The sequence below is a fragment of the Acidiphilium sp. 34-64-41 genome (assembly GCF_002282635.1).
In the GTDB taxonomy this organism is placed as follows: domain Bacteria; phylum Pseudomonadota; class Alphaproteobacteria; order Acetobacterales; family Acetobacteraceae; genus Acidiphilium; species Acidiphilium rubrum.
This window is the reverse complement of sequence record NZ_NCJX01000132.1, coordinates 1-11,122: the sequence shown is the minus strand read 5'-3', so window position 1 is coordinate 11,122 and position 11,122 is coordinate 1. Positions and strand designations below refer to the sequence as shown.

Annotated in this window: 14 protein-coding genes; 2 read left to right on the top strand and 12 right to left on the bottom strand. The window is 61.7% G+C overall.

The window, feature by feature from the left end:
• Positions 1 to 342: 342 nt before the first annotated feature.
• The 10 genes from B7X49_RS17775 to B7X49_RS17730 all read right to left on the bottom strand — a co-directional run bounded on the left by B7X49_RS17775 (position 343) and on the right by B7X49_RS17730 (position 6,649).
• A complete protein-coding gene (locus tag B7X49_RS17775; protein ID WP_286840457.1) occupies positions 343 to 813 on the bottom strand; it encodes a hypothetical protein in 471 nt (156 codons plus the stop codon).
• Positions 810 to 2,183: a YfjI family protein gene (locus tag B7X49_RS17770; RefSeq protein ID WP_286840455.1), complete on the bottom strand. Its 1,374-nt coding sequence runs from the start codon at positions 2,181 to 2,183 to the stop codon at positions 810 to 812. Before B7X49_RS17770 ends, B7X49_RS17775 begins: the two co-directional genes overlap by 4 nt.
• 113 nt (positions 2,184 to 2,296) lie before the next feature.
• Entirely contained in the window at positions 2,297 to 3,055 is a 759-nt protein-coding gene (locus B7X49_RS17765) for a bifunctional DNA primase/polymerase (RefSeq protein ID WP_286840453.1), read from the bottom strand.
• The gene (locus B7X49_RS17760) at positions 3,055 to 3,240 is read right to left on the bottom strand and encodes a hypothetical protein (RefSeq protein WP_286840452.1); all 186 of its coding nucleotides are present in this window, start codon (positions 3,238 to 3,240) and stop codon (positions 3,055 to 3,057) included. Before B7X49_RS17760 ends, B7X49_RS17765 begins: the two co-directional genes overlap by 1 nt.
• Positions 3,237 to 3,500, bottom strand: coding sequence for a hypothetical protein (locus tag B7X49_RS17755; protein WP_286840450.1), 264 nt, complete (start codon positions 3,498 to 3,500; stop codon positions 3,237 to 3,239). The genes B7X49_RS17760 and B7X49_RS17755 overlap by 4 nt, the downstream gene beginning before the upstream one ends.
• Before the next feature lie 135 nt (positions 3,501 to 3,635).
• Positions 3,636 to 3,815: a hypothetical protein gene (locus B7X49_RS17750; protein WP_286840448.1), complete on the bottom strand. Its 180-nt coding sequence runs from the start codon at positions 3,813 to 3,815 to the stop codon at positions 3,636 to 3,638.
• An 89-nt stretch (positions 3,816 to 3,904) separates the two neighbouring features.
• Positions 3,905 to 4,600, bottom strand: a complete 696-nt coding sequence (locus B7X49_RS17745) for a hypothetical protein (RefSeq protein ID WP_286840446.1) — start codon at positions 4,598 to 4,600, stop codon at positions 3,905 to 3,907.
• A complete protein-coding gene (locus tag B7X49_RS17740; protein WP_286840444.1) occupies positions 4,590 to 5,003 on the bottom strand; it encodes a hypothetical protein in 414 nt (137 codons plus the stop codon). The genes B7X49_RS17745 and B7X49_RS17740 overlap by 11 nt, the downstream gene beginning before the upstream one ends.
• 239 nt (positions 5,004 to 5,242) lie before the next feature.
• Positions 5,243 to 6,478: a phage integrase central domain-containing protein gene (locus tag B7X49_RS17735; RefSeq protein ID WP_286840442.1), complete on the bottom strand. Its 1,236-nt coding sequence runs from the start codon at positions 6,476 to 6,478 to the stop codon at positions 5,243 to 5,245.
• A gap of 3 nt (positions 6,479 to 6,481) precedes the next feature.
• Positions 6,482 to 6,649: a hypothetical protein gene (locus tag B7X49_RS17730; RefSeq protein WP_286840440.1), complete on the bottom strand. Its 168-nt coding sequence runs from the start codon at positions 6,647 to 6,649 to the stop codon at positions 6,482 to 6,484.
• A gap of 343 nt (positions 6,650 to 6,992) precedes the next feature.
• On the opposite strand from B7X49_RS17730, the gene B7X49_RS17725 reads away from it, so the two are divergent.
• Positions 6,993 to 8,537, top strand: a complete 1,545-nt coding sequence (locus B7X49_RS17725) for a DHA2 family efflux MFS transporter permease subunit (RefSeq protein WP_286703721.1) — start codon at positions 6,993 to 6,995, stop codon at positions 8,535 to 8,537.
• Positions 8,538 to 9,176: 639 nt separating this feature from the next.
• Here the strand turns inward: B7X49_RS17725 and B7X49_RS17720 are convergent.
• Positions 9,177 to 9,722, bottom strand: a complete 546-nt coding sequence (locus B7X49_RS17720; RefSeq protein ID WP_286840439.1) for a TetR/AcrR family transcriptional regulator — start codon at positions 9,720 to 9,722, stop codon at positions 9,177 to 9,179.
• A gap of 116 nt (positions 9,723 to 9,838) precedes the next feature.
• Here B7X49_RS17720 and B7X49_RS17715 point away from each other — a divergent pair, with 116 nt between their 5' ends.
• Positions 9,839 to 10,222, top strand: coding sequence for a DUF4267 domain-containing protein (locus B7X49_RS17715; RefSeq protein ID WP_286840437.1), 384 nt, complete (start codon positions 9,839 to 9,841; stop codon positions 10,220 to 10,222).
• A gap of 69 nt (positions 10,223 to 10,291) precedes the next feature.
• Here B7X49_RS17715 and B7X49_RS17710 read toward each other — a convergent pair.
• On the bottom strand, positions 10,292 to 11,122 hold an 831-nt coding region (locus B7X49_RS17710; protein WP_286840435.1), incomplete at its 5' end, for an acyltransferase.

Here is an 11,122-nt window from a genome sequence, read left to right as displayed (position 1 = left end):
GCGATGTTTGTTTGCCAAAGTCGTGATTCCTCATTCAACTTTGGCGAGGATAGCAAAATATGGGGATAGGACACAAGGTAATTTGCAAGTATGCTGATGTAGTGCAGCTGAGCTACTGTCCTATACTGTCCATCTGCGTCCATTGTTATATGAAAAATAATTGTGGACTTGACGTAGGGATCGCCTTGGTGCGGGCGTTTCACCCCTCAAACTGCACCGAATCAGCAGTATGGCGGACAGTGTTTCCGCCGATTGAAAGCAACAACTATCTGAAAATGCGGACGTTATCAGAGACAGACAGGGCGCTGGTATCCACTGCGGATACAAACGCCCCGCTCTGTGTCAGTGTACCGGCATCGGGGTTTCGTGCCGGGGGTGATGCTGGCCGGGCGGGCAGATGATCATCATGCCCGGCAGATGTTGGAATTGCGCCCGCCACGCATCGGCGTGCTCGCTGTTGGTTTCGATCAGCGCCAAATATCCCGCCATGCCAGCCGCTACAACGGCGGTGGCATAGTGCTTGCGATCACCCCCTGTCGCGTGAACGATCGCACAACGCGCCGAACGGCGCAGCCGCCGCACGCAGCGCCAGCCGTCAGGGCCTAGGGGCGTTTCGGCATCATCGCCGATCAGGACAATGGTGGGTTTGCCGGGGCGTTCCAGTGCCTTCGGCAGTGGGGTGTCGGGCATCACCTCCAGGAGCCGGATCAACCCCGCCTGCGCCGCCGAATAGAGCGGGAGCCTCCAGGGCGCGACACGCGCCACCAAGTCGATGACGCGCGCGTAGCCTTCGGTGCTGTTCATCCTGATCATGGGGTCAATTCCCAGGCGTCGCGCTTGGGTGCTCCGTCGATCTGGGTTCCGGCAGGCAGGCGCTCGATCCAGCCGCGCTCTTCGAGGATTTCGACGATCCTCTTTGCGGTGGCGGCTTCGCGGATAGCGTTTGGTCCGAGTTGATAAATCGCCGCGAGGCTGCACCGGGGATCAGGCCGCGATTGCCACCAATCCAAGAGTTTTTGCGCAAGGAGCAGATCGGCGGCGATGCCGGCAGTGTCGGCAAGTCTTATGTGCTCGCTGGCGTAGAATGTGGCGAGTTCGGCTCCGGCATCGAAATCGGTGGCGGTGATCACGTCCTGCCCGGCATAGGCCGCCATGACGCCGGCAAGGCGGCTGGCATGTTCGAGCATTTTAGCGCCATAGCCCCTAATGCTTGCGAACCGTTCGCCGTCGCGGAGCGCGGCCTCGGTCTGGTTATAGAAGGCGATCATGCGCCGTTCCGCCTCTACATGGAAAGCAATCGGCTCCGGGTCGAAGCCGTCGCCACCGTCGAGAATCCGGGGCTTTCGATCGAGCAGATCGGCCAGGCGGCCATCATATTCGTGCAGGAATTGATCGTAGTCTGCCCGGCCCTCACGCCAGAACCGGGTGCCGATCGTCGTTTCAGGTTCGGAGAGAAGGATGCGAGCGAGTAGGCCGTTATCGCGTGCGCCTTCATCGCCTAGCAGCTTCATCGCGACGGTGCGCTGCGCCATGAGGCTAAGGCTCGATCGCCGCCCCATCTTGTGGACATGTCCCGTCGCACGCAGCCGCTTGATCGCCGCGCCGTCCCAGAGAGAATTAACCGTTGTCATGGTGCGGGTGGCGGTTTCGGGTGTGAAGCCGTGGCCTCCGAGAAACATGCCGGCTTCGGCGGAAAACATTGATACGTTCGGACGTTCGATCAGTGCCACAATCAGGCCCTCTATTGTCGATTCCTCGGCCATCAGGATCGGGGCGGCGGGCGGTTTCGGTTCGGTGCCGACGCCGGCCAAGGCTTCCGCGACGGCAGCGCGGCCCCGTTTCGCGGCCTTTTTTGCCTCAGCCGTGGCGGCCTCGAAAGCGGCCTTTTCTCGCTTGTAGATCGCGATCTCATCGCCATACTTGGCCGCAAGTTTTTGTTCGGCACGGCGGAGCGAAGCGGTTGCGAGTAGGTCAACCGTGGTCTTTCTCTCGCCGGATTGCGCGATTGTCAGCACTGCCAAATTGAGCGGCTTGGTGCCGACGCCGGGGATTTCCACATCGTGGTGAGGCGCGACGCAGAAGCCGGCAGCGGCCAGCACGGACCCGGCGATCAGGGCCTCAGGGGTCTGTGTCCGATGCTTGATTGCCTCGATGGCGGGGCGAAGTTCGAGCAAGGCCGCCATCGGGTAGTCGGCAGGCGGGGCGCTTGGCCGGAATAGCGGCTGTTTCCGATCGGCGGGAGTGCCGTGGATCGCCTTGGCGACGAATGCTTCGGCTCCGTCTACGTATCCGTCCATTATTTCGTGCTCCCATCGAAGGCCGATCTTATCGTTAGTTCGCGCTCGCGTGCCGGAAGGCCACTATGCTGCGCCGCCGCGCGCGCCAAGGCTTTGGCCGCGCCTCGGTCGAGTTCGCCGCGTTCGGCGAGTTCGTGAAGGCGATGGCACGCCCAGTATAATTTGCTATTCCGTGCGCCCTCGGCCGCCTGCGCCACGGTGCGCACCAAGCCCGCAATGGTGCGCTCGATCTTTTGCGGGGTGCGGATATCGCCGATCGGGCGGGGTGCCGGTTCGGGTTTCGGTTCTGGATTACGCAGCCATGCGGGCCACGGCGCGATGGGCGAGGCGTCCAGCACGGCCCCGCCATGCGCTGCCCAGAAGATGACGTAGCCCCCAGCGGCCCTGAAATCGACGCCAGCGGCGATCTTGGCAACGCTGCACCGCAAGTCAGCCCGATCGTTATAGATCCAATGCTGGCCGCCCGATCTGGTCTGGATCACGAGCGTCTTGCCCAGGCTGGCGCGGTGCTGGTCGAGCCATGCCCCGGCCTCAGGGTGTTTGGGGATATCGAGGTCGAGCACCGAGATACCGCTCGCCGGCCCTGTCGGAACACCGATGAGGGGGCCGGGGAATTGCCGGTAAAGCGAGCGAATAGCGGCTGGATCAGCAACCGCCGCGTGAAAGCCGCGAGGGCATGCGGGGGCCTTGTCGGCTTTGCATGGGAAGATCGGCCAGCCTGTTTCGGCATTGAGTTCGAGGGCGATTTCGAGGGTCATCAAGCGGCCTCCATCTGGTCGGCGATCATGCGCCTTATCTCCCGAGCCTGATCGGCCAGCGTGGCGGCCCACTTGCTGCGATTGGCGTGGACGCAGCCGATCGAGGCCATTTCGCAGAGCCACACGAGGCCGGCCAGATCGTCAATCGAGGTAAAAAGGTTAGGGACGGTGAAAGGGGTGCTCATCGAGCACCCCCGATCGCGAATTCGATTGCAGCGGCAATGCGCCGGCAGTGCTCAGCCTCCCCCTCGTCCAAATGTCGTAGAACAGGGTCACGGTCGCGACGCGCCAAGATGCCTTCGGCGCGTGCTGCAAGGCTGCGCACCATACGGCGCGCATCGGCCATGGGAACATCGAGACTTATGCGGGCACGACGCTCTTTGGCTTCGAGTTTGCCGATCAGGTGGGATTCGCGGCTGTTGGTATCAGGAATACGATTACGCATTTTTTGGGCCTTTCGGCCCCTAGCCCATTGTGAAAAATCTTGCGGGCGTCTATCTCTGGTCTGCCGCCAAGCAGATTAGAGACTTTCGCGCCGCTCCGTTTTCCTATGGGATTCGGGGCGGTTGCGTTTGTGGGGTTACGAGGCTTTCGGCAGAGAATCAGCAAGGCGGCGCAAACTGTCCGCCGTAGCAAAGGACATTTTGCCCATCTTGCGCATCTCAATTTTGCCCTCTTTAACAAGAAGCCAAAATTTCGAATGCTTGATGCCAAGCGCGGACTGCGCTTCGGCAGGGCGGTAGAGAATCTTCTCAGTCATTTTCCGTTCTCCATTTGGACGGGGGTGGACATGACTTTGCTATCATCGAAAATTTGTGCCGCCGATCTGTGATGTTAACAGAAAAGATTTCACTTATTTTTCAGTGGTTTACCGACATGCTCGGTCATTCTCATCACCGAGAATCGGTTTAAATCCGTGCCGAACGCGACGTTCGCGAGGAGTGCAACAATACCGTGCAGATTAGATGGTCCGGCATCGCGGGTTTCGGTTTCGCGCATGGTTACGGTTTCGCGCACGGTGTCGATCATGTTGAGACAGAACGCTTGAACGCCTGGATCGGCGCGACGGCGCGTAACGATCCAGGCATCCGGGCCAATGGCGCGCCGTTGCCGAATCGGGAGCGCCAGCACTTCGGCCTTTGTTCGCGTCTGCATGTTGATCGCTGCGGCGTGGTAGGCGCTGAACATCAGCCCGTAGAAACATGCTTCCCGTTCGGTGAAACGGTCTGGCCTTTCGGCAGATTCGCTCGCCTGTCGTTCCAGATCGTCGGCGAGGTCAGCGTCCCCCGATCGCCTCGCCTTGCGTGCCTTGCGCCGCTTGTCGGCAGTGATAGCGCGATTTGACGGCATCCAGTCGGGCGCTGAAAGATCATAGGCCGGTCCATATGGTTTCTGCCGGTTCAACTCACGCCATACGGTCAGCATACGGGGGTCAGTCGATAGGCGGTCGATCAGCCCCGTCAGTTCAAGCACGCGGTTGAGCGGAATACCCCCTCGGATATCCCGCTCCGCCTCCTGCACAGCGTGCTGCCAGTTATTGGGCATCAGCCGCAGTCATCGCCCTAAGCGGGTCGGACGCCGGCAATGGTCGATCACCCAATATAGTCAACTCAGCGAGGACGGTTCCCAGCGGGCCGGCGATCTGGTCGCCGTCGTTGATGTCCGTCGCCTCGATGATCAACGCAGCTAATTTTAGCCTGATGTCGCTTACGCAGGCAGATGCTGCCTCGGTGCAGAGGCGAAGTGCAGCTTGCTCTGCGGTTATTAGTTCATCGCGAACATCGTCGGACTCCACAACATTTCGTAGGTGTCTCAGCAGCAGATACTGCCTCGCCTGCGCTTCAGGGGTGAAGTACGGCAGCCCATCTGATGCACGATGTCGCAGATTATCGAGTGCCCGATCCAGCGGCGACATTCTGAATGTGAGAGGCGATGCTTCGGCGTCCATCAGACTTGCCCTCCCAAGCCACGCGTGATGGCCTGCGTGGCAATCTGTGCGAGCCATGCCCACTCGGCCCTGATCGCGCCGATCGTGGCGTTGTTGTTGTTTGCCACGCGCATTGTGGTAGTCTGGTATTGGTCCTGTATCACGGTTCGAAACTCCTATGCCGGGCCATCGGCGAGCGGGGCTTCCCTCCTCGCTCGCCACCTCGGCAGCTACTGGCAACCGGCCAGCGCGGATCGTGCTCAGGCGCGCCGCATGGGCACCACCTCAGCGGATTGGTTGACCGGCACCCCGGCGCAGAATTGCGCCCATGTCTCCATCAGGTTCCGGCGCTTATCGAGGGCCGGGCCGCGTTTATATGCAGCCTCGGTGCGATCTTTGTTCACGTGAGCGAGCGCGATTTCCACAAGTTCGCCCGGATATTCGGTTTTTTCCTGCGCCCATGTCCTGAATGCTGCCCGCATCCCATGCACGGTGAGGCAGGCGCGAATCGAGCGCAGCGCCTTGGCGAGTGAAACATCGCTCATGGTTTTACCGGCGATCTGGCCTGGAAAAATCAGCCCATCCGGCTTGTGCGGTTGCGCGGCCAGTTCTTCCAGCATTTCGAGGCATCGGGGCGAGAGCGGGATGATATGCTCTTTTTTTGCCTTCATGCGGGCGGCTGGGATGATCCACACCTTCTCTGCCAGGTCTATCTCGCTCCATCGCGCGCCCCGCGCCTCGCCGGATCGGGCGGCCGTGAGGATCAGCCATTCGAGGCACCGAGCAGACATAGTGTCTTTGGTGCGCAGTGCGGCCATGAAGCCCGCCATGTCTTTGTAGGGGATTGCGGGGTGGTGGACGGCTGGGGCGATCTTCCCCTTGGCTGGGAGCACTTGGTCTAAGAACCCCGTCCACCTCGCCGGATTCTCGCCGGATCGCCATTTATGAACGGCGGCGAAGTCGAGCACCGATTCTATCCGGCCACGCAGCCGGCTGGCCGTCTCAGACTTAGTCTCCCAGATCGGTTTCAGCACCCGCAACACTTCGTCCAGCCCGATCGCGTCAACCTGCATCCGCCCGATGACAGGCGATGCATAGGCGCGGATCGTGGCTGTCCACTGTGCTGCGTGCTTTTGGTTCTTCCACTCTCCGGCATGTGCGGCGATATATTGATCAGCCACCGCGTCGAACGTGCGGGCGGTCTGGTTGACGATCTCAGCCTTGCGCATCCGGCGATCGGCGAGCGGATCATATCCGTCCCTTATGCGGTTGCGCAGCAGCCGGGCTTTCTCGCGAGCCTCGGCCAGTGTGACATCGCGGAGGGGCCCGAGGCTCAGCCAATGGGGCTTGCCGGCCAGCATATACCGGAACGCCCACGATTTCGAGCCATCCTTACGGACGCGAAGATAGAGGCCATCGCCGTCATGGATATTGCGCTCGCCGGTAGCGGCGGCGATGGCGAGGGCATTCAGGCGCTTTACGGGGCCGCGTCCCATCGATCAGGCCGCCACTTTAGCAACTTTAGCGGCTTTAGCAGTTAGCAACCCGCCAATATCTGCTTTTGGGGTGCGCCACGTGGCCGGATTAGCAACTTTAGCGGCTTTAGCGGTTAGCAACCCCCGTAAATCGATATTTGCGCCCATCGCCATCTGCACCCGCTCCGCCATCCGTACCGGATACAATACCCGGCTAGTGGATACAACATAGAACCGTATCCAAATGGACGCAAGTGGACAAATGTGGACGCTAAATCGCCGGATTACCTAGGGTTTCTGGCCGTTCTTATTGTAGATATCTCATGGTATGGCGGACACTCCCTCCGCCAGCGCCCTATCCAGCACCTGCCCTGCGATTCGCAATCATGCGCCCAGTCCGGCGCAATCCGCCCAGTCCGGCGCAATCCGCCCCGGCCCGCGGCCCGATACCTCCCCCACCCCACGCATGGTTGATATCCCGCCCCACCCCCCGATTCCCGCTAGCCACCAGCCCGCCAACCGCTAATATGCCAGCATGTCTGCCTCATCAATCGCGCCAGCCCCCGCCCGCGCCACCGAAAAACCCAAGGTCGCCCTCGTCCCGCTCACCATCGGCCTCGGTCTCGGCCTCGGCATGGGCTCCTTCACCGGCGGCGCCCTGCAGAGCATCTACCCCTACGTCGCCGGCACCCTCGCCACCAGCAGCGACCACGCCCTCTGGACCCTCACCTACTTCCTCGTCCACTGGGCGCTCGGCATCGCCCTCATGCCCTGGTTCTCCCGCAAATTCGGCCTGAAACGCCTGTTCATCCTGGCCATGACGGTCCTGATCGCCAGTTGCTTCATGGCCATCCTCGCCCCCTCGCTCACCCTCATGCTGATCGCCCGCTCCATCCAGGGCATCTCCGCCGGCATCCTCGTCCCGCTCGTCCAAACCCTCCTGCTCACCAACTACCCCAAACGCCACCAAACCCTCGCCGTCGCCCTCTGGAGCAACATCATGCTGGTGCCCTTCTTCCTCGGCCCGGCCCTCGGCGGCTGGCTCGCCACCAACTTCTCCTGGCTCGATATCTTCTGGCTCGCCATCCCCCTCTGCGCCGCCTCCATCGCCCTGGTGCAAATCGCCCTCCCCGCCGACCGCCCCACCACCGCCCCACCCAAATTCGACGCGGTCGGCCTCGCCCTCCTCTGGCCCGGCATGATCGCCCTGCAAATCGTGCTCGATCAGGGCGAACAATACGGCTGGTTCCACTCCGTCTTCATCAGCCACGTGGCCCTCATCGCCGCCACCCTGCTCGTCCTGTTCGTCATCTGGGAACTCTTCGAACCCGCCCCTTTGCTGCAACTCCGCTACCTCGCCCGCCGCAACTTCGGCTTCGGCCTCCTGCTCCTCTGCCTCGGCTGGTCCATCTTCGTCGGCTGGAGCTCCATCCTCCCCCTCTGGTCCGAAACCGACCTCGGCTTCAACGGCTGGTGGGGCGGCGTCCTCCTCGTCCCCCTCGCCGCCACCGCCATCCCCATGGCCGCCATGATGAGCCGCCTCACCCGCCTGTTCAGCCTCCGCCTCCTCGCCTCCGGCTGCTTCATCATCTACGCCGGCGCCTACATCCTCGCCTTCTTCAACCCCGCCGCTGGCCTCAGCACCACCATCCCCAGCGAACTCGTCCAAGGCATCGCCGTCGGCATGCTCTTCGTCCCCCTCACCATGATCGTCCTGTCCGACGTCCCGCCCGATGAAATCGCCCTCGCCTCCACCACCTCCAACTTCATCCGCGTCTCCAGCGCCAACCTCGGCGTCACCCTGCTGACCACCCTCTGGCAACGCCAAACCGCCCACATCGAAGACAACATGAGCGCCGACATGCCGCACGACGCCGTCGCAAACTGGACCGCCGCCATGAAAACCAAAGGCATGTCCCACAACAGCATCATCGCCACCCTCGCCCACATGCTCCACATCGAAGCCGAAACCTGGAGCCTCGACAACGCCCTCCGCCTCTCCGCCTACCTCTGCATCGCCGCCGCCATCATGGCCCTCGTCCTCCTCCGCACGCCGCAGAACGCCGCCGCGAAGCCGTAAGGCGAGGGAAGGCAAGACTTCTTTTTTGTAAAAAAGAAGCAAAAAACTTTTTTGAATCTGGCCCCGGGCGCGCACACCGTCAGAGACTCACGCAACACCCAACCACGTCATTGCGAGCAAGCCGTAGGATGGGCAGAGCCCTTGCGAAGCCCATCGATCATAACAACACCGCAAGCCGTAGCAACCATTAACTCATCGCCTGCCCCCGCCTTTGATTCGCCCTCGCGTCTCCCCGAAATCTGCCGCCGTGCTCGGTCTCGTCGAGCACGCTTCGCACCGCTGCGCGGTGGGCTGCGCCCATGCGTGACAAGCCCTGCGCGCGGCGGCGAGAGCGGGGCAAGTCGGGACGAAGGAACAGGCCGTCCTCGGTCAAACCAAGGAACAGTCTGCGTTAGGAAGCCGCGATCAGCTCGTTAGCGAGCCGCAGCCAGTGTAGGGCGGAACAGCGCAGCGCAATCCGCCATCTTTATGCGCAAAGGCAAACTCGTCGAAACCTTGCCGATAAAAGCAAAGCTAGGCTGCTCTTCCGCACCCCGCCGCTCCTATCCGCGCACCGCGGCAACGCACTCAACCTCACCGGTCCGCTTACCAGATTAGCCAAACAGCCGAACACGATCGCCCCACATTGAATGCCCCACATCAGCCGAACATCTGAACAAGCACATTCAAACGATCATCCGCGCCACGAGCCGGGATGCGCTCAGATCGGGCGAGCACAGCCATGCCATGCAAGGCGCTCCATAGCACCTCGGCCGTAACCTCTGGCATTTCGTGCTTTGGCCCAAGCGCGGCGACCAGCGCCGCGAAGGCCGCACGCAGTGCAGCCGGCGTTTCCTCGCTCGCGAATGTAAGCCCGGTGGGCAACACGAACATCGCCTCATAAATCACCGGCCGCGAGCGCGCGAACGCAAGATAGGCCGCGCAAACACTGCGCAAACCACCCGCCCTCGACCCATTCAGCCGCTCGGCAAGGTCCTCAAACCCCCTCATGGCAACCGCGCCCATGATGTCGGCCTTGCCCTTGAAATGGCTGTAAAGAACCGGCTGGCTATAGTCGATCAACCCTGCCAGCCGCCGCGTCGTCACCGCATCCCAGCCCTCGGCTTCGGCCAGTTCGCAAGCCGCCGAAACAATCAGTTCAAGGCGTTCAGCGCGCTGGCGCTCTCTACGGTCGGTAATCGACATGCAAAAACCATAGCGAAGACCAATTTCCTGTCAACGCTAGAATTCTCTTGACCATAAAATCTATCACTGCTAGATATTTTTTCACTGAAACATTTCATCAACCAAAGGAGCCCACCATGACGCTTATTGCCTATGTGTTTGCCGGCCTGATCGCGGTCGCCATTATGTTCATCGGCACGCGCTTTTACTGGAGTCCAACCGCCGCATCGCGCGACTTCGGCATCGCCAATCCGCCCGCACCATCCGCCGGTTTTGCCGCCTGGCTGACCGTGAAAGGCACGCGCGACTTCGCTTCGGGCCTGTTTGTCCTGCTGCTGATGGCGAACGGATCAGAGCGCCTGCTCGGCGAATTCCTGATCGTCGCGAGCCTCATCGCCGTGGGAGATGCAGCATCGGTCCTCCGCTCAGGCGGCAAACGCGCCGTCGCGTTCGGCATTCACGGCGTAACCGCGCTGGTCATCATCGCGACGGGCGCATGCCTCATCGCGGCAGCCGGATAACACCGGCAGCCATCACAAAATCGTTGCTTGATCGATCGACGCCTGCGTCGGCCCGGCGGCCTTCGCCTATCAGCTGGATTGACGCAGGCGGTGCGGCGTGAAGACCGTAATCAGCCGGGTGATCGAGGCCGCCACGGCGCGGGAGCGGTCGATGCAGGGGCGTTCGATCCAGCGGAACGTCGCAGCACTCACCGCGATCAGACCCAGTACGGCGGGGATCGCGAGCACCCAATGATGCAGCGGGGTCGCTGGGGTTCGATGCGCATGGTGGAATACGGTGAACAGCGCGAAGCCTTGCAGCAGATAGACCCCGTATGAAATCTCGCCCAGCTTGCGGGTGGCGCGATGGGTAAGCAGGCCGAAGCCGGTATTGCCGCACGCGACGATCAGAAACATCGCGCCATAGAGCAATTCGGCGCGGCTGTAGAAAGCGGAATCATAGTCCCGCACGATGATAAGCAGCACGATCCCGATCAGCAGGGTACCCACCGGCCCGGCGAGAACCGGTCGCAGCCACGCGAACGCGCGCGCGTGGCAGATTTCATAGCACAGCACACCGATGAACAGGCTGCGCAGGAACATCCAGTTCAGCCCCATGAACACCCCGAACCGCCAGGCCAGCACGCCCACGATCAGCATCGCGGTACCGCGCCCCAGGCTGCGGGTGTGGCTTTTCGCCAGGAACAATGCGGGCAGCAGCAGATAGAAGAACAGTTCGTTGCTGAGGCTCCAGGTCATGCCGACAGTGTAGAAAAACACGTTGGTCCCGTGAAAGAAATCGGGCACGCCGCGTGGGAACATCGTAACGATTGCGACCAGCGCGCCGGGCGGAATGAACGCCGTGCGGAATCCCGACGAGATTGCCGAGAGCAGCATGATCAGCAGCACCAAGACATAGAA